This window comes from Novosphingobium aerophilum, from assembly GCF_014230305.1.
GTDB lineage: Bacteria > Pseudomonadota > Alphaproteobacteria > Sphingomonadales > Sphingomonadaceae > Novosphingobium > Novosphingobium aerophilum.
This window is the reverse complement of the sequence record NZ_JACLAU010000006.1, coordinates 1-24,363: the sequence shown is the minus strand read 5'-3', so window position 1 is coordinate 24,363 and position 24,363 is coordinate 1. Positions and strand designations below refer to the sequence as shown.

At 67.5% G+C, this 24,363-nt stretch carries 27 protein-coding genes and 1 tRNA gene; 10 read left to right on the top strand and 18 right to left on the bottom strand.

What is annotated here, in order from left to right:
• Positions 1–52 precede the first annotated feature (52 nt).
• From thiD to glmM, 3 genes are all read right to left on the bottom strand, one after another.
• The gene (gene thiD, locus H7F49_RS06140; RefSeq protein ID WP_185682698.1) at positions 53–844 is read right to left on the bottom strand and encodes a bifunctional hydroxymethylpyrimidine kinase/phosphomethylpyrimidine kinase; all 792 of its coding nucleotides are present in this window, start codon (positions 842–844) and stop codon (positions 53–55) included.
• 169 nt (positions 845–1,013) lie between these two features.
• A complete protein-coding gene (locus tag H7F49_RS06135) occupies positions 1,014–1,238 on the bottom strand; it encodes a DUF1272 domain-containing protein (protein WP_185682697.1) in 225 nt (74 codons plus the stop codon).
• On the bottom strand, positions 1,238–2,578 hold the full coding sequence (gene glmM, locus H7F49_RS06130) for a phosphoglucosamine mutase (RefSeq protein WP_185682815.1): 1,341 nt from the start codon (positions 2,576–2,578) through the stop codon (positions 1,238–1,240). Before glmM ends, H7F49_RS06135 begins: the two co-directional genes overlap by 1 nt.
• Before the next feature lie 132 nt (positions 2,579–2,710).
• Between glmM and H7F49_RS06125 the strand changes: the two genes are divergently transcribed.
• A complete protein-coding gene (locus H7F49_RS06125; protein ID WP_185682696.1) occupies positions 2,711–4,021 on the top strand; it encodes a dicarboxylate/amino acid:cation symporter in 1,311 nt (436 codons plus the stop codon).
• A 122-nt stretch (positions 4,022–4,143) separates the two neighbouring features.
• Complete coding sequence (locus H7F49_RS06120) at positions 4,144–4,758, top strand: superoxide dismutase (RefSeq protein ID WP_185682695.1); 615 nt, start codon at positions 4,144–4,146, stop codon at positions 4,756–4,758.
• Here the strand turns inward: H7F49_RS06120 and H7F49_RS06115 are convergent.
• From H7F49_RS06115 to H7F49_RS06090, 6 genes are all read right to left on the bottom strand, one after another.
• Complete coding sequence (locus tag H7F49_RS06115) at positions 4,743–5,999, bottom strand: AI-2E family transporter (RefSeq protein WP_185682694.1); 1,257 nt, start codon at positions 5,997–5,999, stop codon at positions 4,743–4,745. The two genes, H7F49_RS06120 and H7F49_RS06115, sit on opposite strands and share 16 nt — an antisense overlap.
• A gap of 219 nt (positions 6,000–6,218) precedes the next feature.
• On the bottom strand, positions 6,219–6,854 hold the full coding sequence (locus H7F49_RS06110; RefSeq protein WP_185682693.1) for a sigma-70 family RNA polymerase sigma factor: 636 nt from the start codon (positions 6,852–6,854) through the stop codon (positions 6,219–6,221).
• Positions 6,851–7,045 carry a NepR family anti-sigma factor gene (locus tag H7F49_RS06105; protein ID WP_185682692.1) on the bottom strand — a complete coding sequence of 65 codons (195 nt, stop codon included), beginning with the start codon at positions 7,043–7,045 and terminating at the stop codon, positions 6,851–6,853. Before H7F49_RS06105 ends, H7F49_RS06110 begins: the two co-directional genes overlap by 4 nt.
• Positions 7,046–7,265: 220 nt before the next feature.
• Entirely contained in the window at positions 7,266–7,583 is a 318-nt protein-coding gene (locus tag H7F49_RS06100; protein ID WP_185682691.1) for a hypothetical protein, read from the bottom strand.
• A 24-nt stretch (positions 7,584–7,607) separates the two neighbouring features.
• Positions 7,608–8,405 (bottom strand): response regulator, encoded by a 798-nt coding sequence (locus tag H7F49_RS06095; protein ID WP_185682690.1) that lies wholly within the window; start codon positions 8,403–8,405, stop codon positions 7,608–7,610.
• 372 nt (positions 8,406–8,777) lie between these two features.
• Entirely contained in the window at positions 8,778–9,950 is a 1,173-nt protein-coding gene (locus H7F49_RS06090; protein ID WP_185682689.1) for an N-acetyltransferase, read from the bottom strand.
• A gap of 131 nt (positions 9,951–10,081) precedes the next feature.
• Between H7F49_RS06090 and H7F49_RS06085 the strand changes: the two genes are divergently transcribed.
• On the top strand, positions 10,082–11,143 hold the full coding sequence (locus H7F49_RS06085; protein ID WP_185682688.1) for a fatty acid desaturase family protein: 1,062 nt from the start codon (positions 10,082–10,084) through the stop codon (positions 11,141–11,143).
• Between the two features lie 36 nt (positions 11,144–11,179).
• Here the strand turns inward: H7F49_RS06085 and lptG are convergent, their stop codons facing one another.
• On the bottom strand, positions 11,180–12,277 hold the full coding sequence (gene lptG / locus H7F49_RS06080; RefSeq protein ID WP_185682687.1) for an LPS export ABC transporter permease LptG: 1,098 nt from the start codon (positions 12,275–12,277) through the stop codon (positions 11,180–11,182).
• The gene (gene lptF / locus H7F49_RS06075) at positions 12,267–13,493 is read right to left on the bottom strand and encodes an LPS export ABC transporter permease LptF (RefSeq protein WP_185682686.1); all 1,227 of its coding nucleotides are present in this window, start codon (positions 13,491–13,493) and stop codon (positions 12,267–12,269) included. The genes lptG and lptF overlap by 11 nt, the downstream gene beginning before the upstream one ends.
• A 242-nt stretch (positions 13,494–13,735) precedes the next feature.
• Here lptF and H7F49_RS06070 point away from each other — a divergent pair, with 242 nt between their 5' ends.
• A complete protein-coding gene (locus tag H7F49_RS06070) occupies positions 13,736–14,356 on the top strand; it encodes a VIT1/CCC1 transporter family protein (RefSeq protein WP_185682685.1) in 621 nt (206 codons plus the stop codon).
• 66 nt (positions 14,357–14,422) lie between these two features.
• Here H7F49_RS06070 and clpS read toward each other — a convergent pair whose 3' ends face one another.
• From clpS to H7F49_RS06055, 3 genes are all read right to left on the bottom strand, one after another.
• Positions 14,423–14,851: an ATP-dependent Clp protease adapter ClpS gene (gene clpS / locus H7F49_RS06065; RefSeq protein WP_407940291.1), complete on the bottom strand. Its 429-nt coding sequence runs from the start codon at positions 14,849–14,851 to the stop codon at positions 14,423–14,425.
• Between the two features lie 205 nt (positions 14,852–15,056).
• A complete protein-coding gene (locus H7F49_RS06060; protein ID WP_185682684.1) occupies positions 15,057–15,908 on the bottom strand; it encodes a phasin family protein in 852 nt (283 codons plus the stop codon).
• A 143-nt stretch (positions 15,909–16,051) separates the two neighbouring features.
• On the bottom strand, positions 16,052–17,974 hold the full coding sequence (locus H7F49_RS06055; protein WP_235981947.1) for a PHA/PHB synthase family protein: 1,923 nt from the start codon (positions 17,972–17,974) through the stop codon (positions 16,052–16,054).
• 188 nt (positions 17,975–18,162) lie between these two features.
• Between H7F49_RS06055 and H7F49_RS06050 the strand changes: the two genes are divergently transcribed.
• A complete protein-coding gene (locus H7F49_RS06050) occupies positions 18,163–19,362 on the top strand; it encodes an LL-diaminopimelate aminotransferase (RefSeq protein ID WP_185682683.1) in 1,200 nt (399 codons plus the stop codon).
• A 217-nt stretch (positions 19,363–19,579) separates the two neighbouring features.
• Here H7F49_RS06050 and H7F49_RS06045 read toward each other — a convergent pair whose 3' ends face one another.
• Both H7F49_RS06045 and H7F49_RS06040 read right to left on the bottom strand, forming a co-directional pair.
• Entirely contained in the window at positions 19,580–19,876 is a 297-nt protein-coding gene (locus H7F49_RS06045) for a hypothetical protein (RefSeq protein ID WP_185682682.1), read from the bottom strand.
• A 38-nt stretch (positions 19,877–19,914) separates the two neighbouring features.
• Positions 19,915–20,289: a hypothetical protein gene (locus tag H7F49_RS06040; RefSeq protein WP_185682681.1), complete on the bottom strand. Its 375-nt coding sequence runs from the start codon at positions 20,287–20,289 to the stop codon at positions 19,915–19,917.
• Between the two features lie 12 nt (positions 20,290–20,301).
• Between H7F49_RS06040 and H7F49_RS06035 the strand changes: the two genes are divergently transcribed.
• The 5 genes from H7F49_RS06035 to H7F49_RS06015 all read left to right on the top strand — a co-directional run bounded on the left by H7F49_RS06035 (position 20,302) and on the right by H7F49_RS06015 (position 23,295).
• Entirely contained in the window at positions 20,302–20,760 is a 459-nt protein-coding gene (locus H7F49_RS06035; RefSeq protein ID WP_185682680.1) for a tyrosine-type recombinase/integrase, read from the top strand.
• Between the two features lie 321 nt (positions 20,761–21,081).
• A complete protein-coding gene (locus tag H7F49_RS06030) occupies positions 21,082–21,282 on the top strand; it encodes a hypothetical protein (protein ID WP_185682679.1) in 201 nt (66 codons plus the stop codon).
• 113 nt (positions 21,283–21,395) lie between these two features.
• Positions 21,396–21,725, top strand: a complete 330-nt coding sequence (locus H7F49_RS06025) for a hypothetical protein (RefSeq protein WP_185682678.1) — start codon at positions 21,396–21,398, stop codon at positions 21,723–21,725.
• 81 nt (positions 21,726–21,806) lie between these two features.
• A tRNA-Cys gene (locus tag H7F49_RS06020) sits at positions 21,807–21,880 on the top strand.
• A gap of 164 nt (positions 21,881–22,044) precedes the next feature.
• A complete protein-coding gene (locus H7F49_RS06015) occupies positions 22,045–23,295 on the top strand; it encodes a tyrosine-type recombinase/integrase (protein WP_185682677.1) in 1,251 nt (416 codons plus the stop codon).
• Here H7F49_RS06015 and H7F49_RS06010 read toward each other — a convergent pair.
• Together H7F49_RS06010 and H7F49_RS06005 are read right to left on the bottom strand one after the other, a co-directional pair.
• Positions 23,290–23,553 (bottom strand): helix-turn-helix domain-containing protein, encoded by a 264-nt coding sequence (locus tag H7F49_RS06010; protein WP_328806553.1) that lies wholly within the window; start codon positions 23,551–23,553, stop codon positions 23,290–23,292. The genes H7F49_RS06015 and H7F49_RS06010 overlap by 6 nt on opposite strands.
• Positions 23,550–23,858, bottom strand: a complete 309-nt coding sequence (locus tag H7F49_RS06005; RefSeq protein WP_185682676.1) for a hypothetical protein — start codon at positions 23,856–23,858, stop codon at positions 23,550–23,552. Before H7F49_RS06005 ends, H7F49_RS06010 begins: the two co-directional genes overlap by 4 nt.
• Between the last annotated feature and the right edge of the window lie 505 nt (positions 23,859–24,363).

Here is a 24,363-nt window from a genome sequence, read left to right as displayed (position 1 = left end):
GAGGCCCCTCCGGGATCACGGCACCCGGGGGCGCCGACCGAGGTTCCGTTCGTCAGCGGGGAGGATCGGTCGCGGCGGGCGCATCGTCAAAGGGCACCCGGCCCAGGCCATGCCCGAGCGGGCCATGGCCCCGGCCGAACCCGGGAGCGGCGGCGATGGCCCGGCCGACGAAGGCGATGCCGCGCGCGACCGCGACTTCCAGCGCCAGCCCCGCGCCAAGGCCGGTGGCGATCGCGCTGGCCAGGGTGCAGCCGGTGCCGTGGGTGTGGAGGGTATCCTGCCGGGGGGAGCGGAAAACGTGTTCACCGCCGGACACATAGAGCCGGTCCTCGATCTGGCTCCCGGTGCCATGGCCGCCCTTGACCAGCACATTGCGCGCCAGGATGCGCACCCGGTCCAGCCCGCCCAGTGCGGCCAGTTCGGGCAGGTTGGGCGTGGTCACCGTCGCCAGCGCCATCAGCCGGGCAAAGGCCGCGATCGTGTCCGCATCGGCCAGCACCGCGCCGCTGGTGGCGATCATCACCGGATCGAACACCACCGGCACGGCCAGCGCCTCCAGCCGATCGGCCACACGGTGCGCGATCGCGGGCGCACCGAGCATGCCGATCTTCACCGCATCGACCCCGATGTCGCTGGTGCAGGCATCGATCTGCGCGGCGATGAGGTCGGGCGAGAGCGGCTCGACCGCGGTCACCCCTACCGAGTTCTGCGCGGTGATCGCGGTGATCGCCGTCATCGCGTAACCGCCGAGCATGGTGACGGTCTTGATATCGGCCTGAATCCCCGCCCCGCCCGAGCTGTCGGAACCGGCGATGATGAGGATGCGGGGGGGTGTCTGGAGCATGGCCTGGATCTGCTGTTGGTGCGCGGGCTTCGACCGGCTCAGCCTGAGCGGGGTGGGTGCTGAACGATGTTTCGGTTCCGAGCCATGCCACAACGCCCGCTCAGCCCGAGCGGGTCGAAGCATGTCCTGAGCTGCGCCGAAGGGGGCACGCGCCGTCCTGTCCTTTGCCCTACCCCCGGAACCGCCGCTCGGTCGACGGCGGGCTCTTGGCATGGTGCCGCTTGGCCCGGGTCGGCCGATCGAGCAGCTCACCCCCGCAATTGGGGCACAGCTCGTCGAGCGCGTCGGCGCATTCGGCGCAGAAGGTGCATTCGAAGCTGCAGATGAAGGCGCCTGGGGCCTCGGCGGGGAGATCGGTGCCGCAGCGTTCGCAGTCGGGGCGCATCTCCAGCATCAGGCGGCCGCCTCGGCCACGGCGGCGCAGATCGCGTCGACCACAGTGGTCACCTCGGCCGCATCGTCGCCTTCGGCCATCACCCGGATCACCGGCTCGGTCCCGGACGGGCGGATCACCAGCCGGCCGCGCCCGGCCAACTGGCCTTCGGCCTCGGCGATGACCTGCTGGACCCGCGCATCGGCCAGCGGCTTGCCCCCGGCGAAGCGCACGTTCTTGAGCAGCTGGGGCACCGGGTCGAACAGGTGGAGCAGTTCGCTTGCCCGCTGGCCGGACTGGACCAGCGCCGCCAGCACCTGCAGCGCGGCAACCGTGCCGTCGCCGGTGGTGGCGTGATCGAGCAGGATCATGTGGCCCGACTGTTCGCCGCCGACGTTGAAGCCGCCGCTGCGCATCCGTTCGAGCACGTGGCGATCGCCCACCGCAGTGCGTTCCAGCGTCAGCCCATGCCCGGCCAGGCACCGTTCCAGCCCCAGGTTCGACATGACCGTGGCGACCACGCCGCCGCCGCGCAGCTCGCCGCGCGCCGCCAACTGGGTGCCGAGCAGCGCCATGATCTGGTCGCCGTCGACCACCGCGCCCTGTTCGTCGATCACGATCAGCCGGTCGGCATCGCCATCCAGCGCGATGCCGATGTCGGCGCCCGAGGCGACCACGGTTTCGCGGACCAGATCGAGGTGAGTCGATCCGCAGCGGTCGTTGATGTTCTTGCCATTGGGGCTGACCCCCACGGTGACGACCTCGGCGCCGAGCTCCCAGATGGCCGAGGGCGCGACCTGATAAGCCGCGCCATTGGCGCAATCGACCACGATCTTCAGCCCGTCGAGCCGGACGTTCTCGGGCAGCGAGCCCTTGACCGCGTGGATGTAGCGGCCGCGCGCATCGTCGATCCGGCGGGCCCGGCCGATCTCGGGCGCGCCGGCAAGCGGGATGTCCTCGGCCAGCATGGCCTCGATCGCCAGCTCGTCGGCATCGGACAGCTTGAACCCGTCAGGGCCGAACAGCTTGATCCCGTTGTCCTCATAGGGGTTGTGGCTGGCCGAGATCATCACGCCGACATCGGCGCGCAGCTCCCGCGTGAGCAGGGCCACGGCCGGGGTCGGCATCGGCCCCAGCAGCACCACGTCCATGCCGACGCTGGTGAAGCCCGCGACCATCGCGTTTTCCAGCATGTAGCCCGACAGGCGCGTGTCCTTGCCGATCACCACACGGTGCCGATGCCCGCCGCGCAGGAAGCGGGTGCCCGCCGCCTGGCCGACCTTCATCGCCATCGTCGCCGTCATCACCCCGGCATTGGTGCGGCCGCGAATCCCGTCGGTGCCGAAGAACTGCTTGCCCATCGTGGTCTGGCCCATCCTTTTGCCTGCATCCCGTTCGCGGTTTGCGCATTGGTCCCACGGGATCCCCTCGCTAAGGTCGCCCCGGGCTTCGCCCATAGCAAACCACGCCTAGCAGACCATAGGGAGCCCGTCATGACCGATGCGACCCGGCCGGACGACGCCGAACCCGGCGATTTCGCCGCAATGATCCCGGCGGTGAGGGTTCCTGCCACCCTGACCTTCGCCGGGCTGGTCGGCGGCTTTGCGGTGGGCTTGATCCTGGCCGGCCAGCCCGGCCTGAGTGGAGTGGCGACGGGGGTGGAGGCCCTGGGCGGGCTGTGGCTGCGCGGCCTGCAGATGACGATCATTCCGCTGGTCGCCTCGCTGATCGTGCTGGGCGTGATCCAGATGGTCGCCGCCGCCAGCGCCGGCGCCATGGCCCGCCGGACGCTGGGCCTGTTCACCCTGGTCCTGGCGATCGGGACGAGCCTGACCGCGCTGGTCATCCCGCCGCTGCTCGACCGGGTGCCGATTCCGGCCGGCGCCGTCCAGGCGCTGCGCACCGCGCGCGACACACCGGCCAAGGTGCCGGGCCTGGCCGACTTCCTGAACTCGCTGGTCCCGACCAACGTGATCGATGCGGCGGCGCGTGACGCAATCCTGCCGACCGTGGTGTTCTTCACCCTGCTGGCCGCCGCGATCACCCGCCTGCCCGCGTTACCGCGGCGCCAGATGAGCGAACTGTTCGCGGCCATCGCGGCGGCCATGCTGATCGTGATCGGCTGGGTGCTGCGGCTGGCCCCGGTGGGGGTCTTCGCCCTGGCCCTGGGGGTCGCGGCGCGCAGCGGCGGCGGCGCGATCGCCGCGCTGGCGCATTACATCGTGCTTGTTTCCGGGGTTGGCGGCGTGGTCCTGATCGCCAGCTATGGCGTGGCGGTCACCGCCGGACGGCTGCCGCTGGGGGCCTTTGCCCGGGCCCTGCTGCCGGTCCAGGCCGTGGCCTTTTCCACCCAGTCCTCGCTTGCCAGCCTGCCCGCCATGCTCGCCGCCTGCCGCACGCTGGGGGTGCGCGCGGCCAGTGCCGAATTCGTCCTGCCCCTCGCCGTGGCGCTGTTCCGCGCCACCAGTCCGGCGATGAACCTGGCCGTGGCGATCTATGTCGCGCGGCTGACCGGGGTCGCCCTGACCCCGACCGTGCTGATCACCGGGGTGGTCATGGCGCTGCTGGTCTCGCCCAGCACGGTCTCGCTGCCCGGATCGATCAGCTTCATCTCGACCATCGGGCCGATCGCGCTGGCCATGGGCGTGCCGGTGGGGCCGCTCGGGCTGCTGGTCGCGGTCGAGATGCTGCCCGATCTGATGCGCACGCTGGGCAACGTGACGATGGACGTGGCGGTGACCGCGGTGCTCGACCGGCGGGGAGGCACCCGCGCGGCGGCCGGGCGCAGCGACGGGGCGGACTGACGCAAGCGGGGGCCCTGGGGCGCAACCGGGCGCCCGTGTTGCCGTTGGATCGAGGCGGCGGCGCTTCCCCCTTCCCCCTTGGCGCCGCCGCATCCCCTCCGCACCCTGGCCACGGAGCGTCCATGCCGGTTTCGCTGATGCCGCTGCCCTATGCCGACGATGCGCTGGCGCCGGTCATTTCCGCCGAAACGCTGGGGCTGCATCACGGCCAGCACCACCGCGGCTATGTCGACAAGACCAATGCCGCGATCGCGGGTGGACCGCTGGCCGATGCCCCGCTGGAGGCCATCGTCGCCGCGGCGCGGGACGATGATCCGGGACTGTTCAACAATGCCGCGCAAAGCTGGAACCATGGCTTCTACTGGGCCAGCCTGACGCCCGTCCCGACCGAACCCGAGGGTGCACTGCGCGCCGCGATCGCGCGCGATTTCGGCTCGGTCGAGGCGCTGCGCGACGGCCTGGCCGGACGCGGGGCGGGCCACTTCGCGTCGGGTTGGGCTTGGCTGGAAAGCCGCGACGGCCAGCTCCGCCTGACCGAAACCCATGATGGCGATACCCTGGCCGACCGGGGCGCCAATCCGCTGCTGGTGATCGATCTCTGGGAGCACGCCTACTATGTCGATCACCGCAACCGGCGCGCTGCCTATCTCAAGGGCGTGATCGGCGAGCGGATCAACTGGGCCTTCGCCGCCGAGAACCTGGCGCGCGGCACCTGCTGGACCTATCCGGCGGCCTGATCCGCCGCCAGCGCCGCGCCTCCGCCCCCCGATCCTCCGGCCGCCGCCTCCTCGCCCGCGGCGATCTCCGGCAGGCGCGGGAACAGGGGCTCGCCGAAGGCGAAGCCGATCAGGTTGGGCTTGCCCAGGTGATCGAAGGTGGCGAGCAGCGTCAGCAGCAGCGGCACCGACAGGATCGCCCCGATCGCCCCCCAGATCCAGGTGAAGTAGCTGAACGCGAACAGGATCAGCACCGGGTTGACGGTGAAGCGCCGGCCCAGGACCGAAGGCGTGACGACATTGGCCTCGATCGTGTGCAGACCCAGATAGGCGAGCGGCGCGACCAGGGCGAAGGGTACCGTGCCATAGGTCACGATGCTGACCAGCCCGAGCGTGCCGATCATCGTCAGGGGGCCGATGTAGGGCAGGAAGTTGAGCAGCGCGGCGATCCCGCCCCACATGATCGGGGCGTTCCAGCCGAGCAGCCAGGCCCCCACCGCGGTGATCAGGCCGATCCCCAGGTTGATCATCGCCACGGTCAGGATGTAGGTCCCCACCCGGTCCTGGATCTCGCGCAGCAGCAGCGCGGCCTTGCGGGTCGATCCGGGGCTCGATCGTTCGAGCAGCAGGTGCCGGCGCAGGCGCCCGCGAGATTCGATCATGAAAAAGGCCATCAGGAAGGTCAGCAGCGTTTCGAGCACGACGCTGGGCGTGGCCACCGCCACCTGTTCGATCAGCGACGGCGCCGCGACCACCACCTCGCGCGAGGCGGGCGGACGGCCCGAGATGCGGGCGACCGCGCGGTTGATGTCGTTGAGCCAGTCGAAGTTGCTGCGCAGCCGCGCGATCTGCTGGCTGGCCCGGGTCACCATGCCGGGCAGATCGTCGAGCAGGGCGATCGCCGGCTGCAGGATCAGCGCGACGACCAGCAGCAGGAAGGTGACGAACAGCAGCACGGCCAGCATCGAGGCGACCACGTTGGGCAGGCCGACGCGGGTGAGCTCGGCCGCCAGCGGGGTCAGCACGATCGAGAGGATGAGCGCCGAAACCAGCGGGAGGAACACCGCCGAGCCCACCGACAGGACGAAGGGCAGGGCCATGAACAGCCCGATCCCGATCAGCGCCACCAGGGTGGAGATCAGCCGCAGTTCCTGCGCGGCGAAGACCGCCGGCTGACCGGGCGCGGGGGCGCCGGCATAGGGCTGCGCGAGGGAGTCCGGAGCGGGTGCGGGCGGGACGGGGGAATCGGCGGGGTCGGGCATGGTTTCACGATCAAACCTAGGGGGGATGGGGTCGTTTGCAAACGCGACGGTCGAGCCCCCTCCCCGCTGCAACCAGCCCCGCCTGCGGCAGGGCAAGTCTTGCTTCCCTCCCCTCGTGGAGGGGCTGGGGGTGGGGGTTCCGCGCTGGCGCTGGCAATCGGCCCGATGGCCACCCTAGGACGTTGGCCGGACGACGCAAGAGCCTGACCTGCGCCGGGCTCAGTCGAGCGAGCCGCCGTGCGAGACATGCTCCAGATCCTTCATGATCGCGGCATGCGCGGCCGGTTCGTTCTCGCCGCGGGGCGGCATCTCGCCGTTTTCGATCATGCGGGTCAGCGCGGCGCGGGCCCGGCCAACGCGGCTCTTGATCGTGCCCACCGCACACTTGCAAATGGCGGCGGCCTCTTCGTAGCTGAACCCGCCGGCCCCGACCAGCAGCAGCGCCTCGCGCCGTTCGGGCGGCAGGGTCATCAGGGCGCGATGCATGTCGGACAGGTGGAGCGGCGCCTCCTGGCCGGCCGGAGCGGTCAGCGTGCGTTCGGCCATGCCCTCGTCGTACTCGCCGCGAAACCGGTTGCGGCGCATATCGGTGAGATAGGCGTTGCGCAGGATGACGAAGGTCCAGGCGCGCATCGAGGTGCCCGGCTCGAACCGTTCCTGTGCGGCCCAGGCCTTGAGCAGGGTTTCCTGGACCAGATCGTCAGCCGCATCGGGACGCCCGCACAACCCGCGGGCAAACGCGCGCAGGTGCGGGATCACGCCTGTCAGCTCGCGCTTGAAGGCGATCCGTTGATGTTCCGGCCGATCGTTGCGGGGGTGGCCCGCACGATCGTCGGAAGGCTTGGCACTGGTCATGTGTCGCTTTCATCGAGCTTGGACAGCAGGTCTGCGAAGCTGCCCGGCAGCGGTTCATTGAGGACCGAGTCGTAGAGCTGGCGCAGCCCGTCGGCCCATTCCGGCTTGGTCCGCTTGCTGTCTCGTTGCCCCCCCAACGGCCCGGTTGGCGGAGCCGGGCGCTTCGGTCGCTTGGCCTTGTCGTTCGTCATGGGTTTCGTGTGACGTCCCTGTTTCCTGGCACCCCCATGGGCGCCGCCCCCGTCTTACGCCAGCCTTCGATACGCCTGCATCGCCTGCCGTGGTGATCTGGAACGAAATGCGGCGCTTGTGGTTCCCAAGATGCCGGCACAACTGCCGGACCCCGGCCACCGCCTCCGCACCCGCCGACCCAGGCAGGCGCCGAACGCGCGGCGGCCAGCATCGCCGCATTCAGGAAACCGGGTGGAACAGGTCGTAGCTGAAAGGGTTCGCGCCCAGCGCTGGTACCTCCGCTTTCCGCGCGCGGTCCCGGTGGCGCTGTTCCTGCTGGTGTCGGCGACCACTGCTCTGAGCGTGTTCGCGATCGAGCACGTGGAAGCCCAGCGGGCCGAGGCGCAGCACCGCCAGATGACCGACCGGGTGGTGGCCGCGCTCGAACGGCTGGCCAATGCCAATGCGGTCTACCTCCGCGCGGGGGCCGGCATGATCGCCATTCACGAGACCGTCCTGCAATCGGCCTTTCGCGAATTCGCCCGCCAGCTCCGGCACGACGACAGCCTGCGCAGCGGCGGATCAGGCGACCGGCCGGCTCGACTTGAAGAACAGCGCCTGGCTGATCGCCGCGCGCACCGTGGCCTCCTGGAACGGCTTGGTCACCAGGTAGGTCGGCTCCGGGCGGTTGCCGGTCAGCAGCCGTTCGGGATAGGCGGTGATGAAGATCACCGGCACGTCGCCGAGGCCGAGGATATCGTCGACCGCATCGAGCCCCGAACTGCCGTCCGCCAACTGGATATCGGCGAGCACCAGCCCCGGCCGCCGCTCCGCGACCACCTGCTGGGCCTGGCCCCGGGTGGCGGCGGTCCCGCAGATGTCATGGCCCAGCGAGTGGACCAGGTCCTCCAACTGCATGGAGATCAGCGGTTCATCCTCGATGATCAGCACGCTGGTGGTCGATTCCCGATCGATCTCGGCGATCGCCTCCTGGATCAACGCCTCCACCTGACGGGGATCGATGCCCATGATCGTGGCGACGTCGTCGATCGGGAAATCCTCCAGCGTGGTCAGCAGCAGGGCCTGGCGATTGAGCGGAGTTATGGCGGCGAGGCGCTGCTGCGCGGCCGCCTCCAGCCCGCCGCCGTCACCCGCCGGTTCGGCCGGAACGTCCATGTAGGCGCTCGCCCAGACCTTGTTGAAGGCCCGATACAGCGGAACCCGCCCTCCGGCGAGGCTGCGCTGCAGCCCGGGATCGGTCAGGGCCGCCTCCAGCGTGGCGCGCACGAAGGCATCGCCGGTCGCCTGCGATCCGGTGAGCGCGCGCGCGTAGCGCCGCAGATAAGGCAGCTGGGCAGCGACCTGGGTGCCAAGCGTCATTCATACCCCTTCCCTTGTGGCCCCCTGCCCGTTTGGGCAGGCCAGTGCTTGTGGAACGTCCGGAGCCTTCGGGGGTTCCCACCGGGGGCGAGGGACTGCCCGCCGGGTGGGACAGGACGCACCGGGCGAGCGGCAGAAGGGTTTCCGCGGCGCGGAGGGTCCCCGAAAAAATTGCGGCAGCCGGGATCTCACCGGGAACCGGGGCCAGGGCCGAGCATTGAGAGGGTGTCACTGCCGAGACCCCCCTCCCGTCCAAGCGGTGGTGATACGATCCCGAAAGGCCCTCGTTCCGGCAGGAGCGGGGGCCTTTTTGGCGTCATCCTGCCGTTCAGGCCACGGATCACAAGCCACTGATCATAACACCGCCGGAGGTCAGAGCGCCTTCTCGTAAATGCGGTAGGCCTTGTTGACGTGGCTGTCGATCGCGTCGGCAATCGCCACCATCCCCTGGTTGTCCTCGAGGATCCAGCCGATTTCGCCCCGGGTCGCGCCATAGCGGCTGATGGCGTTGCGGCGGATGAACTCGATCATCATGAAGGCCAGTTGGCTGGCCAGGCGGCTGGCCTGGAGGTGCTTGCGCACCCCCATCAGCGGCACCCGCATGGTCCGCACCCGCGGCTTGCGCAGCCAGGCGAGCAGCTTGATCCAGTGGAACGGGAACAGGTTGCCCTTCATTGGCGCCAGCACCTCGTTCAGATCGGGCAGGGTCATCATGAAGGCCACCGGCTCGCCGTCGTACTCGGCCACCATGATCAGGTCCTCGCGGACGATCGGCTTGAACTTCTTGCCGGCGTAGGCGATCTCGCGTTCGGTGAAGGGCACGAAGCCCCAGTTGTCGGACCAGGCATTGTTGAGGATATCGAGGATCAGCCGCGCTTCCTGATCGAACTTCGACCGATCGACATTGCGGACCCTGATCCGGGCGTTCTTCTCGCCCGACTGGACGATCCGCTGGATCAGCGGGGGGAACTCCTTGGTGATGTCCAGCTCATACGTGTAGAGCGTCTTGACCGGATCGTAGCCGGCGCCCTCGATCCAGCCGCGATAGCGTTCGGGCTGGTGGCCCATCATCACCGTCGGCGGATGATCGAAGCCCTGGATCAACTGGCCGGGCTCCTCCCAGATCGACATCGACAGCGGCGCCAGGACCCGGGTCATGCCCTTGTCGCGCAGCCACGCCTCGGCCCGGGCGATCAGCGCGGCGGCCACATCGGCGTCGGTCGCCTCGAGCATGCCCCAGTTGCCGGTGCCCGGCCCCATCCCCTGCTCGGGCGGCTGGGCAATTGCCAGGTGATCGATATGGGCCGAAATGCGCCCGACCACGGCCCCGCCCCGACGCGCGAGGAAGTGCTGGACATCGGCATGGTCGAAGAACGGGTTCTTGCCCGGGGTGACCAGCTCCATCGCCTCCATGCGCAGCGGCGGGACCCAACTGGGATCGGTGGCATGCAGCCGATAGGGCAGGTCGACAAACTCGTCACGTTCCCCCTTGGTGGAGACAGGAGCGATCACCAGATCGCCGGAAGGGTTGGCTGCTGCGGGCACGGAACGGTCCTTGTCTGAAGTCAATGCGACCTGTCGGTTCAGCTCCCAGCTTGTCAAGCGTGGTATTATGCAACGCTGTGATGTAGGGCGGCGACGCGCCAGCCTGTGCCACATCGTGCCGGACGGATGGAATGACGGTTTACGAAACGATCAAGGCAGACCCGGTGTCGGGCGCCATCCCCGATGACAAGGCCATGCTGCGCGCCGCGGTGGAACTGACCCGCGACATCGCGACGGCGCGCCCCGGGATCTACTGGCCGGACATGCTGGTCTCGGCCGCAGTGGGCTATGGCGCCCTGGCCGGGGCGATCCTGCTGGACAATCCCTGGGCCGCGCTGGCCTGCGCCGCGGTGGCGGTGCTGGCGCTCTACCGCGCGCTGCTGTTCATCCACGAACTGACCCATATCCATCGCGATGCCCTGCCCGGGTTCCGCTTCGCCTGGAACCTGCTGGTCGGCATTCCGATGCTGATCCCCTCGTTCATGTACGAAGGGGTCCACACCCTGCACCACGCGCGCACCCGCTATGGCACGGTGGAGGACCCCGAGTACCTGCCGCTGGCGCTGATGAAGCCGTGGTCGCTGCCGATGTTCCTGCTGGTGGCCGTGCTTCTGCCGATCGGGCTGCTGATCCGTTCGGCCGTGCTGGTGCCGCTCGGCGCGATCATTCCTCCCCTGCGCCGGCTGGTCTGGGGTCGCGCCTCGGCCCTGTCGATCAATCCCGCGTTCGAACGCCGCGCCCCCGAGGACGATTTCGCGCGGATGGTGTTCTGGCAGGAGCTGGGCTGCTCGGCCTGGGCCATCGCCCTGCTGGCCAGCACGCAGTGGCTCGGCTGGCGCCCGCTGCTGATCGCGATCGCGGTGGTTTCGGTGACCGCGGTGTTCAACCAGTTGCGCACCCTGGTGGCCCACCTGTGGCAGAACGAGGGCGAGGCCATGACGGTGACCGCGCAGTACCTCGATTCGGTCAACGTGCCGCCGCCCGGCCTCTGGGCCGAGCTGTGGGCGCCGGTGGGCCTGCGCTATCACGCGACGCACCATCTGCTGCCGAGCATGCCTTACCATGCCCTGCCCGAAGCGCACCGCCGCCTGGCGGCGCACTGCGGCGCCGGATCGACTTATGACCGGGCGAGCTATCCCGGCATGGCCATGCTGATCGGGCGGATTGCGCGGAGCACGATGCGCCGGCGCTGAGGGTTAAGCCGCGGACGGGGGCCGGCGCACGGGGCGCTATTCCTCGGTCCGGATCAGCACCGTCTCGCCGATCAGGGCAAACAGCAGGAACGGCGCCCAGGCCGCGACCAGCGGCGGGTAGCCGCCGAAGTTGCCGATCGCCAGCGCGGCATTGTCGATCACGAAATAGGCAAAGCCCAGCGCCATGCCGATCACCGCGCGGACCAGCAACTGGCCCGACCGCGCCAGGCCGAAGGCGGCGATCGCCCCCAGCAGCGGCATCAGCAGGGCCGAGAGCGGACCGGACAGGCGGTGCCACCACTTGCCCTCGAGCTCGTCGGTGTGGCGCCCCGAGGCCTTGAGCGCCCGGATCGTATGGGCCAGCTCGAACACGTTCTGGCCATCGGGATCGACATTGGTCAGCTCGACCGTCGCGGGCGGGACGTCAGGGGCCACGGCCAGGGCTGGCAGCGGGGTTTGGGTGGTGCTGTGCACATCGAAGCGCACGGGTTGCTCCAGCGCCCAGCCCGCCGCGGTCCAGCGGGCCCGACGCGCGCGAACCTGTTCGGTCACCATCATCCGGCTGTCGCGGCGATACCAGGTAACATCGTCCAGGACCGTGGCACGGCCCGTGCCGGTGACCAGCCGGGCCATCAGGATGTTGTTGCCATCGCGCAGATAGACGTTGCTGCGCACCGCGGTGTCCTGGGGAATTGGCCCGAAATCGACCGCCTGCCAGGCCTTCAGCGTGGCGCTGGCGCGGGCGACGAAGCGTTCGTTGAAGGCGAAGCTGACGCCCGAGATCACCAGCGCGGTCAGCAGCAGCGGGGCCAGCACCTGATGCGCCGAGAGCCCCGCCGCCTTCATCGCGATCACCTCGCTGTTCTGGTTCAGCGTGGCCAGCGTCAGGATGGTCGCCAGCAGGACCGAATAGGGCAGGAAGCGGGCGACGAGCTGCGGTGCGCGCAGGCTGACATAGGTCCACAGCTGCGGCTCGCCATTGCCGGGATAGGCCAGGATGTCGCCGCTTTCCGACAGGAGGTCGAGCATCTGCAGGACCAGCACCAGCATCAGCAGGACACCGATGATGCGCGTGGCGAACAGCCGCACCAGATAGAGCGTCAAGGTGCGCGAGGGGAAGAATTCAAGCTGCATCGCCACCTCCCTCGATCCGCCGCGCCGACGGGTTGCGGCGCACCAGCCGCCTGGCCCACTTGCCCAGGTTGGCGGCAAAGCGTTCGAGCGCGGCGATCGGCTGGCCGCCGGGAACATAGGCCACTTTCCAGTACATCCACCCGATCAGCAGGCTGAAAAGCACGAAGGGGCCCCACAGCGCGAGCAGGGGATCGACCCGGCCGAGCGCGGCGACCGACTGGCCGTATTCGTTGACCTTGTGATAGGCCACCACCATCACGATCGATACGAACACGCCCAGGGTCGAGGTCGAGCGCTTGGGCGGCACGGCCAGGGCCACGGCGAGCAGCGGCATCATCAGCATCATCACCACTTCGACCATGCGGTAATTGAAGCTGGCCTGGGTGGAGTTGCGCACCTGGGGCGAGACCTGGTCGCTCCAGCCGATCCGCAGCAGTTCGGGCAACAGGTATTCCCGCTCCTTCCCGCCGCGCTTGCGGAAGGCCTCCACCGCGGGGAGATCGATCGGCAGGTCATGCTGGGCAAAGCTCAGCACGCGCGGGGTCTGGCCTGGCTCGTTCTGGATGATCTGGCCGTCGGTCAGGCGCAGGATCACGGTATCGGGATTCTCCTTGAGCGCCAGGAACCGCCCCTCGCGCGCGGAGATCGCCAGGACCTGACCCTTGGCATCGGCCACACGGGCGAAGATCCCGCCCAGCTGGCGCCCCTCGTCGCGGCTGCGCTCGATCCGCAGCGCCATGCGATCGGCCAGGGTGGTGAATTCCCCCACCTTGATCGAGGCGCCCAGCGCGCCGCTCTGCAGTTCGAAATAGAGCTGTTCGTAGTAATAGCGCGACAGGGGCTGGAGATAGCCGACAATCGCGAAATTGAGCGCCGCCAGGGTGATCGCAATGGCATAGGGCACACGCAGCAGCCGGGTGTAGGACAGGCCGACCGCGCGCATCACGTCGAGCTCGCTCGAGGTCGCCAGCTTGCGGAAGGCCAGAAGCGTGCCGAGCAGCAGCCCCAGCGGGATCGCCAGGCTGGCATATTCGGGCATCATGTTGGCCAGCATGCGGAACACCACGCCGACCGGCCCGCCCATGCTGGCGACGAAGTCGAACAGCTTCAGCATCTTGTCCAGCATCAGCAGCGTGGCAGCAATGGCGAAGACGCCCAGCATGGGCATCACCACCAGGCGCAGGATGTAGCGGTCGATGGCGGGAAGCAACGTCAACGGCGGCTCATCGGATCGGGGGCGGACCTGGCGCCGGCACGAGGGTTTGGGTTTCGCCCGGCTCCGGCCTGCCTAGGTCATGGCCGGGCCGGTGGCAAGGCGGCGTCTGGGCCGGGATGGGGCAAAGGACCGGCGGTTGACGCGGCGGGCTGGTCAAGCGGCCGGACCTGTGCCTAGAATGCCGCCGGGACCGCCGAGAACAGACAGAACCGGCCGCACAGGACCGGGAGAGGGGATTTGTCATGCTGGAACCCGAACGCCTCATCGCGCATCACGCCCGCGCCCGGCTGGCCTGGCTGCGGTCCGCCGGGCTGCGCGCCCAGGGCGGAATGGTGGCCCTGGCCGCGCTGCTGGTGGGCGTGGCCGCGGCCGCGAGTACCGAGGGCGAGGTCCTGCTCGCCGGGCTGGCCGGGCTCATCGCCGGGGCGCTGGCCATTGCCACGGCCGAATATGCCGCCCTGGCGGCGCGCCTCGGCCTGCCTCCGCAGGATGTCGAGACGGACGAGGCCCAACTGGTCGTGCACCGCCGGGTCGGACCGCGCGACGATCTGGTGCCGACCGCGACCGGTGGCCTGGGCGACTACCATGGCGCCGCGCCCCTGCAGGTTGCCGCCACATCGGCCGCCGGCTTCGCCATGGGCGGGATTCTTCCGCTGGCGGCGGCATCGGCCTTCCACCTCGGTGCCATGCCGCTGGGCATCGCGACGGTCGCGCTGTGCGGCGTGGCGGCGGTTTCGCTGCTGGTCGCCCGCGCCTCGGGGCTGGTTCCCGCCCCCTATGCGCTGCGCGCGTGCACCTGGACCGGTGCGGGCCTGGCCGGGGCCTTCGCGGTCGGACGGATCGTGGGGACCACGCTGGTCTGACAGGCGGGGCCGGTCCCACGGCGAACCGGACCGGCGCGCGATCGACCGATCAGGCGCGGGGGCCGATCAGGCCTTCTCGAGCGTGCACTGCAGCGGGTGCTGGTTCTGCCGGGCGAAGTCCATCACCTGATTCACCTTGGTCTCGGCGATCTCGTAAGGGAACACCCCGCAGACCCCGACACCCTTCTGGTGGACGTGGAGCATCACCCTGGTCGCCTGCTCCAGGTCCATGTGGAAGAACCGCTTCAGGACGATCACCACGAACTCCATCGGGGTGTAATCGTCATTCAGCATCAGGACGCGGAACTGGCTGGGCTTCTTGGGCTTGGCCCGGGTGCGGGTGGCAATGCCGATCTCGGTGCCCGACCCGCCGCCGCCGTCATGATCGCCATCCCCGTCATCGTCGGGACCGCCCACCGGGGGCAGGGACCAGCCGGCGCCGGTCGCGCGCGCAAGGCCGTGGTCCGGCCGCAACGGCAGGATATCGTCGGCGATCGGGAAGGGGGCGGAAACCATCGCTGGCAGAATATCGTATCTGACCGTCGCCATACAAGACTCCGGCCGACGAAATTGATGGTAAACGGGCCGGACAGCGCGCTGGCTGTCCGGCCCCTCTGCATGGCAGGCCCGTCCGGCGGGAGAGGAGAGAACCGGACCGGGCTTGCCCGAGGATCCGCGCGCGGGCGGACCGGAGTTCAGGTCAGGCGACCTTCGAGACCTTCTCGACCGCCAGGGTCACGCGGTTCGAGATCGGCGCCATCGAATCGTTGGCCAGCTTGAGCATGGCCTCGGTGCTCTTCGAGGTCTGGGCGACGGCGGTGTCGAAGTGCTTGCGCAGCAGGGCGCTCTGCAGCTGGAAGAACTCGGTCGGCGACTTGGCCGAGGCGAGCGACTTGATCTCGGTGGTCAGCGTTTCGAAGGCGGTCTTCGAATCGGTGAGGGTGGCGGCGCTCAGTTCCTGCAGGCCGCTGGCCAGGATCTTGCCCGATTCGACCAGGGCTTCGACATTGCCCTTGGCGAAGTCGTTGGCTTCGGTGAACGAGGCGGTGCCTTTTTCGTAAGCTTCCTTGGCCTTGTCCTGGATGTCGGCGAAGGCGGTCTTGAACGGAGCGACGAAATCGAACGCTTGGCTGGCCATGGTCTTTTCCTTGGATGACGGCAGCGGTCGCGAAACGGGAGCTGCCTGGTTTGCGGTAACGGGCTTCTTCACCGGCCGGGCCTTGGCCTTGACGGGCGCGGGCTTGGTCGGGGCGACGGACTTGATCCGTGCGGCCGGCTTGGTCGCGACGGGAGGCTTGGTCGCGACGGGAGCCTTGGCCACCGGAGCGGTGGGAGCGGGCACCTTCGCGGCGGCAGGCTTGACGGCAGCAGGCTTGCGACGGACCGGAGCCTTGCGCGCCTTGGCCACCGGCTTCGTGGCTGCGGCGACAGCCACAGGCGCCACCTTGACAGCCGGCACCTCAGCCGCGGCAACGTCCTGGGCCACCGCCTTGATTTCGGGCGTGGCTTCGGTGGCAGCGGGAGTCTGCGGCACTTCGGTTTCGGCAGCCATGATCGTGCAATCCTTGTGCGGTCGGACCCGGGAAGAGCCCTATTGCTGCATTGCACAATAATGTTGGGCGGGCTCGCTGTCAAGGAATTTTGTGCAGTGCAACAATTCCGCCCTGCACCCCGCGACGCGACCCGCAGGCCCGGTCAGGGCTGCATCACATACCGCCCCGGGGCCTCCTCGATCACGGTGTCGCCACGGCCGCCGGGAACCCGCTTGCCCTTGGCGGGAACCTCGGCCGGAGCCTGGGCGCGTAGCCAGGCGATCCAGTGCGGCCACCACGATCCGGCATGCTCCTCGGCGGTGGCGACGAACGCGTCGTAGCTTTCGGTCACCCCGGGGTTGGTCCAGTACTGGTACTTGCGGGCGGCGGGCGGGTTGACCACCCCGGCGATATGCCCGGACCCGGCCAGGGTGAAGGTCCAGGGCCCGGCGAGATGGTCGGTCAGCCGCCAGACGCTTTGCGGCGGGGCGATGTGATCCTCGCGTCCGGCCTGGATGAAGCACGGCGTGGCGATGCGCCGCAGGTCGATCGGGGTGCCGTCGGCCGACAAGCGGTCGGGCTCGACCAGCAGGTTGTCGCGATAGAGGTCGCGCAGGTAGTCGCGGTGCCAGCGGGCCGGCAGGTTGGTGGCATCCCCGTTCCAGTGGAGCAGGTCGAAGGCCCGGTAATCCTCGCCCAGCAGGTAGTTGTTGACCACGTAATTCCAGATCAGGTCCTGCCCCCGCAGCAGATTGAAGGTCGAGGCCAGATAGCGCCCATCGATGCAGCCTTCGCGGGCCAGCCCGTCGATCATGGCCAGCTGGGTATCGTCGATGAAGTTGCGCAGCTCGCCCGCCAGCTCGAAATCGACCTGGGCGGTGAAGAAGGTGGCACTGGCCACCTTGTCGCCCTCGCCGCGCCGGGCCAGGACGGCGAGGGTCGCGGCCAGGGTGGTTCCGGCCACGCAATAGCCGATGGTGTGCACCGCGGGGACCTTGAAGCGCGCCCGGGCCACCTCGATCGCCTCGATCTGGGCGCGGATGTAATCGTCCCAGGTGACATCGGCCAGGCTGGCATCGGCCGACTTCCACGACACCATCAGCACGGTCACGCCCTGCTCCACCGCCCAGCGCACGAAGCTTTTCTGCGGGGTGAGGTCCAGGATGTAGAAGCGGTTGATCCACGGCGGGAAGATCACCAGCGGCGCGGCCAGCACCTGGGGCGTGACGGGGCTGTACTGGATGAGCTGGAACAGCCGGGTTTCGTGGATGACCTTGCCCGGCGTGGTCGCCAGATCGCGGCCGACCACGAAGGCCCCGGGGGCCGACTGGGTCAGTTGGCCGCGGGCCAGATCGGACAGGACATGGCGCAGGCCGGTGACCAGGCTTTCGCCCCGGGTCTGGACCAGCCGCTCCAGCACCACCGGGTTGGTGGCGGGAAAGTTGGCGGGGCTCAGCGCATCGATCAGGGTGCGCATGGTGAAGGCCAACTGCTGGCGGTGCGCGGGATCGATTCCCTCGGCCTGTTCGACCAGCGCGTTCACCTGGTCGGCCAGCAGCAGGTAGGACTGGTGGATCAGGGCGAAGACCGGCTGGTCGCGCCAGCGCGGATCGGCGAAGCGCCGGTCGCGGCGGGGCAGCTCGGGCACGTCGCGTCCGGCCTCCGGGCCGATCCCGTACTGGCCCAGGATCGAATCCCACAACTGCAGGCTGTCGGCCAGCAGACGCTCGCGCGTGGCATCGTCGGGAAAGGGCAAGGCGCGATACCAGCCGTCGACAAAGCCGCGCCACTGCCCCGGATCGGCCAGCGCGCCGCCCAGTGCGTCGCGCAGTCCGGCAGGGTCGGCGGCGGCCTGTGGCTGCCACGCCGCAGCCAGTTGATCGGCCATGGCGTTCCAGGCGGCGGGAATGCCGCCGTCGCGGGCCAGGGCCACGGGGGTCAGGCTGGCCATGCCCGCCAGCATCGCCTCGGCCGCTTCGGCCTGGAGCTTGACCATCGCGCCGAACATCGCCCCGGCCGCCGCCACCGCGCCGGCGGCAACCTCGGTCGTCCCGTTCAACAGCGTCGTGCCCGATTCCTCGTTCATGCCTTTTCCTGCCGCTCGAACCTGGCTGCCCGCCCCTCTTGTGCCCGCAATTGGCGCGCTTGTCAGCGCCTGCCGTGCCCGGCCGGGCAGAATTCGGGTCTCAGTCCATTTGCGCCCTGCCCCGGAAATGCCTAGAGCAAGCGGTGCGGCGCCGTTGCCGCAGCTCTATTTCCGGAATTGCCAAGGTCATGGACGACGAGTTCTACCGCATCAAGCGCCTGCCGCCCTACGTCATCGCCGAAGTGAACGCGATGCGGGCCGCAGCCCGCGCTGCGGGACGGGACATCATCGACCTGGGCATGGGCAATCCCGACCTGCCCCCGCCCCAGCACGTGATCGACAAGCTGTGCGAGGTCGCGCAGAAGCCCTCGGCCCACGGCTATTCGGCCTCGGCGGGGATCCCCGGGGTGCGCAAGGCCCAGGCCAACTACTATGCTCGGCGCTTCGGAGTCGATCTCGACCCCGAGACCGAGGTGGTCATGACCATGGGCTCGAAGGAGGGCCTGGCCAGCCTGGCGACGGCGATCACCGGCCCGGGGGACGTCGTGCTCGCCCCCAACCCGAGCTACCCGATCCACACCTTCGGCTTCATCATCGCCGGGGCGACGATCCGGTCGGTGCCGACCACCCCGGACGAGCGCTACTGGCAGTCGCTCGAACGCGCGATGGCCTTCACCGTGCCGCGGCCCTCGATCCTGATCGTCAACTATCCGTCCAACCCCACGGCGGAGACGGTGGACCTGGCCTTCTACGAGCGGCTGGTCGCCTGGGCGAAGGAGAACAAGGTCTGGATCCTGTCCGACCTTGCCTATTCCGAACTCTACTACGATGGCCAGCCGACCCCCTCGATCCTGCAGGTGCCGGGCGCCAAGGACGTGGCGGTGGAATTCACCTCGATGTCCAAGACCTTCTCGATGGCCGGCTGGCGCGTGGGCTTCGCGGTGGGCAACACCCGGCTGATCGCGGCGCTCAAGCGGGTCAAGTCCTACCTCGATTACGGCGCCTTCACCCCGATCCAGGCCGCCGCCTGCGCCGCGCTCAACGGGCCGCAGGACATCGTCGAGGCCAACCGGGTGCTCTACCAGAAGCGCCGCGACGTGATGGTCGAGGCCTTCGGCCGCGCCGGCTGGGAGATTCCCACGCCCAAGGCCTCGATGTTCGCCTGGGCGCCGCTGCCCCCGGCGCTGAGGGAAATGGGCAGCCTGGAGTTTTCCAAGCAACTGCTGACCCATGCCGAAGTCGCCGTGGCTCCGGGAGTCGGCTATGGCGAGGACGGCGAGGGCTTCGTCCGCATCGCCATGGTCGAGAACGAGCAGCGGCTGCGCCAGGCGGCGCGCAACATCAAGCGCTACCTCGCCAGCATGGGGATCAACTCCAGCGCGGCGTGACAGCGGGATGGCGGGCCGGGATCACCCCGGCTCGCTGCCCGGAGAATCGCGTTGCATTGCGCGTAGGGGGCCGCTAGACGCGCCCCACCACGCAACCCTGCGATCTGGCCCGATGGCGGAGTGGTTACGCACCGGACTGCAAATCAGGTCGCCGGCCCGCTTCCCCGCCGTTTTCCGCAAAATCACCGGGATCGAGCCGCACGGTTTTGTGCCGCGGTCAGCCGCCTACTGCGGAACGAAATCGGTGCAACCGCCACTCCACCACCTCGATCTCCCGCAGCGGCCGGAACACGCCGTTGAGGTAATCGAACTCGTTCCAGCCTGGGCAGCCGGGCGTCAGGCGACAGCGGCAGCGTCGATTGCGTAGGCTGTAGAACCCGCCCACACGGTCGCGCAACGCGACCAGGTCGACGTCACGGTTCTGTCTGCAGCTCGAGCACCACACGCGGATCTGGCCGCCCGCAGCGATCGCCGTGTCGAGGGTAGCAGTCCAGGCGGGGAGCATCGCGACCATGGCCCATCTGAGCCATGGTCATGCGATTCGGCAACGGCTCAGCGGCGCAAACGCGCGATCGCCCGCCCGACCAGGGCGGCGATGAATGGGCGGCCCGCCTCGAAGCTCAAGTGAATGCGGACGTTGTTGGCCGCCTCAGTTGTGTTGAACAGCGGGTCAGCCTGCACAAATGCTGCATCAGAGTAGTTCGGCAAATCGAATGGAGACCCCGGGTAACGGGTGTCGGTCTGCCCCACGATCCAGACGATCCAGCAATAGCTGCTGGCCGTGCTGGCCTTGCGCAGCTTGCCATCGTCCCCGGCGCTGAACGGATCGAGCGCGCCGGTCCGGATCAGCCGATCCGCAAGCTGAAGGCCAAGGTCAACCACATCCCGATCTGGAGCGACGAGGAGGTCGACCACTTCCTGAAGCACTGCGATCCGTTCATGCAGACGCCCGTGCTTCTGGCGCTCTACACCGGCCAGCGCCGCGAGGACCTGGTCACCATGACCTGGGCGGATTACCACGGCGGCATCGTGCGGGTCGCCCAGAACAAGACCCAGGAACGGCTCGATCTGCCCTGCCACCCGAAGCTGCGCGAGCATCTGGACAACAAGCGCACCGGCTTCGGCGGCACGATCGTCCGCGCCGCCAATGGCCGCCCGATGACCGCCGGCGCCCTCAGCGCCGCGCTGAACCGCGCCATGGCCGATATCGCCGAGATGCCGCACAGGTCCTGGCACGGCCTGCGCTACCTCGCCGCGGGCAAGCTGGAGGAGGCCGGCTGCAGCGTGGTCGAGATCACCAGCGTGATCGGGCACCGGACCTACCAGATGGCGATGCAGTACATCAGCCAGCGGCGGGCAGCGCGAGCTGCGATCGAGAGGCTGGAGGCGGCGGGGTGACATGTTGGGCTGACATTCCTTCGTCACCGCCCAGCAGTCGCATGAATTTTCGTGCCAGCAATGAGGCTTTGTATCTGGCTGAAACCTCACGATTTTGACGCTGGAGTCGTCGATCCGCAGCCAATCTCCCGGGAAAAATAGGCTTGCTTATGTCCATATTTCGCGACACAGAACGGGCAGGCATTGAACGAGTGCCGGGAGGAAATAAATAGCATTTTGCGCGAAGAGCTTGGCGGCAGTCAACGCGCGTTCAGGCGCGACTCGTTAACCCTTGCTCAAGTTTGCCATGCAACATTTCCGAACGATCGACGTTCTCGCTTTATGAACATCAACCTCGCAGAGAGCAGGGCCATGTCCGCACAAAAGCACCATCGGCCGGGTCGTAACCAAAGGACGGCCCCGCCGCATCCTATGTACGACGACGAGATCTCCGATGCCCAGATCGACGTGATCCGTCACCTGGCCGATCCGGATGGTAAGCGCGCGGCCAAGCGAGTGATCCTGTATCCGTCGCTCGTGTGACCACGACGTTCTTCCCGGTTTCCACGCTCCCGGCACCATACGACATCGTATGGTGCCGGTTTCCGTTTCACCCTGATCTGGGGAAACCTGGGCCCAAAGCTCGACCGGCTGTAGTGCTGAACGCCGCCGTCTACGCGACCGATGGAACGGACGAAGCAGAAGTTCAGCTGATCTACGGCACCACGCAGCTGAAGCTGATGCAGCGTCGGAATGACTTCTTTGTCACGAATGCCGCTGAAATGGACTCGTGCGGCCTTCACAAGGCCACTAGGTTCGATCTGGACAAGGTGGCGTGGATTCCCTGGGCCAGCGAATGGTTCGATTGCCTCACCGGCTACAGCTCGCCCATCATCGGTCACCTTTCGCAGCACAGCACCAAGCTCCTCCAGTACCAGCTTGGGCGGCGACAAGCCCTCCGACAGCAATCACTTGATGGCATCTGAACGAGCAGAACTGCGGAATAATCGGATTGCATTGCGGAAGATCGGGCGCTAGGGCCGCGAAACCACGCATCTCTGCGATCTGGCCCGATGGCGGAGTGGTTACGCACCGGACTGCAAATCCGTTTACGCCGGTTCGATTCCGGCTCGGGCCTCCATTTCTCCGTTTGGAGACGTCCGGCAACGTCCATCAAGCGGCTGTTTTCCGGCATTTTTTCTGATATCATCTCCCGCAGCGGTTCGGACGGTTCCACCTGCATCCGGGTACAATGATGGTACGGATGATGGATCGGACCCCGAACATGGATTCGGAGGTCCATCAATGTCGGACGGTGCGAAACGCAAGACGGGCCTGACCGCAAACGCGGTGAAGCACGCGAGACCCAGGGATAAGGATTACAAGCTATCGGATCGCGATGGCCTTTACCTTCTCGTGAAAACCACCGGCATCCGATACTGGCGAATGAACTACCGCTTCGGCGGACAGCAACGGACATTGTCGTTCGGGCGCTGGCCTGAGATCCTGCTGGGTGATGCGCGCGAGATGCTGCTCGAAGCGCGTCGCCAACTCGCCAAAGGCCTTGATCCGCTGGAGCAGGCAAAGCTGGAAAAGATCGCAAAATCCATCGCTGCCACCAATACGTTTCAGGCCGTGGCAGAAGAATGGCTGGCGAAGATCGAGAAGGAAGGGCTGGCACCGATTACCCTCAAGAAGGCGCGCTGGTTGCTTGCGCAAACCTACCCGGTCTTGGGCAGGCGACCGATCTCCGAAATCACGGCCCATGAACTGCTGCTCGTCCTCAAGAAGATCGAAGCGTCCAAGCGGTACGACACCGCCAACCGCATCCGTAGCACGTGCAGTCAGGTCTTCCGGTACGCCATTGCTACCGCGCGAGCGGAGCGTGACATCTGCTCGGACCTGCGTGGCGCGCTCGTCACCCCGCGCACCAACCACCGGGCCGCGATCACCACTGCGGCCGATGCTGGCGCATTGCTACGCGCTGTCGAGGACTACGAGGGCAATGCACTGACCCGGATTGCGCTGCGCCTCCTTCCGCACCTGTTTGTCCGCCCGGGCGAGCTGCGCTGGGCAGAATGGAGCGAGTTTGACTTCGACAAAGCTGTCTGGACGATCCCGGACCACAAGATGAAAATGCGCCGTCCTCACGCAGTGCCGCTGTCACGGCAAGCGTTGGCGATCATCGGCGAGATTGAGCACGACGCCAGCTACAGCGGCTTCCTCTTTCCGTCGCTGCGCGCCCTCGACCGCCCGATGTCGGACAATACCATTAATGCGGCTCTGCGCCGTCTGGGTTTCAGCAAGGATCAGATGACAGGCCACGGCTTTCGCGCCATGGCCGCCACCCTGCTGAATGAAATGGGCATCTGGAACCCCGATGCCATTGAGCGACAACTGGCACATGCGGACGGCAACTCGATCCGCCGCGCTTACGCCCGTGGCCAGTATTGGGAAGAGCGGGTGCGCATGATGCAGCACTGGTCCGACTACATCGATCAGCTGCGCGACGGCGCGACCATCCTGCGCCCCAAGTTCGGCCACAGCGCATCATAGCAGCCCTTGCCTCGCGCGCTCGATCAGAGCGTGCAGGCTGGCTACCGGGACCAGAGTGCACCGCCCGATTTTGACCGTCTCCAGATCACCAGAAGCGATCAGTTCATAGAGCTTGGATCGCCGGATGCCGGTCAACCGAATGGCATCCGCGATCCGGACGGAGATTGGCTCGAGCGCGGTTTCTGTCACAGCGGGCTTGGCAAATGGCAGCGCAAGCTGCCCGCTCTCGCGCAACATTGATCCTGCGGGCCGGATCATCGCCCCTGCTCCGGATCGGCCTCTGTTACCTTGCGCCGGTGGGCTTCGTGCACCCGGCCGCGAAGGGACTTGTCCGGATGTTCGAGAAGCAGGCCATCGAGCGCCACGGCAATGAACGTCAACTGCCGCTTGATATGCTCGACGTTCCTGCGGCCTTCCTCCCGGAATTCCTGGCCCTGAAACAGATCGGTGACGATAGCGCCGATCCACTGGCTGCGGCTCTGCTTGGCGCGGGTGGCCTCATCCTGAACCCAGGCAGCGACATGCTTGGGCAGGTAGGTTTGGATGGAAACGTTGCGTGTCATACTGGACTCCATGGTGGCGGAGCCTGGAACACACTGCGAAAGGCAAGCAAGTTCTACTTATGTTCTGGTTGGCCGTCAAGAGACTGGCGATTGCCGGAAGTCCGCTATTTCCTCGACCAATTGATTTGCCACAGAAGGCTGGATGCACGGCAAGTCAGATTTGACTGAGAAGCTGCCATGTTGAAAAAATGGCATATTATGACATTATTTCATAGTTTTAGCCGCTGCGATTTGTCGCGTACGGTGTGTATTGAACTGTACCCAACTTTGGGGCCGGGGCCAGCCTATGCAGTCCTATTTCGCACACGGCATCTGCGCTTTTGTATCGTTTGGGCGAGCAAGCATCGGTGGCGATTGAACCGACCGAAATCGACCAGAGCACGAACCCGCTGCGCGGGAGGGTCGCTTGGGGTGGCGTAGCGTAGTATTGATCAGGCTTTAGGCAGGGCGGCGTCGCCTGCCGACCGTGGAGTTCCTTCAACGCAAAGGAACTCACGATGGATGC

What these genes read in the sequence shown, in the direction of transcription:
- thiD (WP_185682698.1), bottom strand. Translation starts at nt 844, where the DNA reads ATGCTCCAGACACCCCCCCGCATCCTCATCATCGCCGGTTCCGACAGC.
- H7F49_RS06135 (WP_185682697.1), bottom strand. Translation starts at nt 1,238, where the DNA reads ATGCTGGAGATGCGCCCCGACTGCGAACGCTGCGGCACCGATCTCCCC.
- glmM (WP_185682815.1), bottom strand. Translation starts at nt 2,578, where the DNA reads ATGGGCAAGCAGTTCTTCGGCACCGACGGGATTCGCGGCCGCACCAAT.
- H7F49_RS06125 (WP_185682696.1), top strand. Translation starts at nt 2,711, where the DNA reads ATGACCGATGCGACCCGGCCGGACGACGCCGAACCCGGCGATTTCGCC.
- H7F49_RS06120 (WP_185682695.1), top strand. Translation starts at nt 4,144, where the DNA reads ATGCCGGTTTCGCTGATGCCGCTGCCCTATGCCGACGATGCGCTGGCG.
- H7F49_RS06115 (WP_185682694.1), bottom strand. Translation starts at nt 5,999, where the DNA reads ATGCCCGACCCCGCCGATTCCCCCGTCCCGCCCGCACCCGCTCCGGAC.
- H7F49_RS06110 (WP_185682693.1), bottom strand. Translation starts at nt 6,854, where the DNA reads ATGACCAGTGCCAAGCCTTCCGACGATCGTGCGGGCCACCCCCGCAAC.
- H7F49_RS06105 (WP_185682692.1), bottom strand. Translation starts at nt 7,045, where the DNA reads ATGACGAACGACAAGGCCAAGCGACCGAAGCGCCCGGCTCCGCCAACC.
- H7F49_RS06095 (WP_185682690.1), bottom strand. Translation starts at nt 8,405, where the DNA reads ATGACGCTTGGCACCCAGGTCGCTGCCCAGCTGCCTTATCTGCGGCGC.
- H7F49_RS06085 (WP_185682688.1), top strand. Translation starts at nt 10,082, where the DNA reads ATGACGGTTTACGAAACGATCAAGGCAGACCCGGTGTCGGGCGCCATC.
- lptG (WP_185682687.1), bottom strand. Translation starts at nt 12,277, where the DNA reads ATGCAGCTTGAATTCTTCCCCTCGCGCACCTTGACGCTCTATCTGGTG.
- H7F49_RS06070 (WP_185682685.1), top strand. Translation starts at nt 13,736, where the DNA reads ATGCTGGAACCCGAACGCCTCATCGCGCATCACGCCCGCGCCCGGCTG.
- H7F49_RS06060 (WP_185682684.1), bottom strand. Translation starts at nt 15,908, where the DNA reads ATGGCTGCCGAAACCGAAGTGCCGCAGACTCCCGCTGCCACCGAAGCC.
- H7F49_RS06055 (WP_235981947.1), bottom strand. Translation starts at nt 17,974, where the DNA reads ATGAACGAGGAATCGGGCACGACGCTGTTGAACGGGACGACCGAGGTT.
- H7F49_RS06050 (WP_185682683.1), top strand. Translation starts at nt 18,163, where the DNA reads ATGGACGACGAGTTCTACCGCATCAAGCGCCTGCCGCCCTACGTCATC.
- H7F49_RS06045 (WP_185682682.1), bottom strand. Translation starts at nt 19,876, where the DNA reads ATGGTCGCGATGCTCCCCGCCTGGACTGCTACCCTCGACACGGCGATC.
- H7F49_RS06035 (WP_185682680.1), top strand. Translation starts at nt 20,302, where the DNA reads ATGCAGACGCCCGTGCTTCTGGCGCTCTACACCGGCCAGCGCCGCGAG.
- H7F49_RS06030 (WP_185682679.1), top strand. Translation starts at nt 21,082, where the DNA reads ATGAACATCAACCTCGCAGAGAGCAGGGCCATGTCCGCACAAAAGCAC.
- H7F49_RS06015 (WP_185682677.1), top strand. Translation starts at nt 22,045, where the DNA reads ATGTCGGACGGTGCGAAACGCAAGACGGGCCTGACCGCAAACGCGGTG.
- H7F49_RS06010 (WP_328806553.1), bottom strand. Translation starts at nt 23,553, where the DNA reads ATGATCCGGCCCGCAGGATCAATGTTGCGCGAGAGCGGGCAGCTTGCG.
- H7F49_RS06005 (WP_185682676.1), bottom strand. Translation starts at nt 23,858, where the DNA reads ATGACACGCAACGTTTCCATCCAAACCTACCTGCCCAAGCATGTCGCT.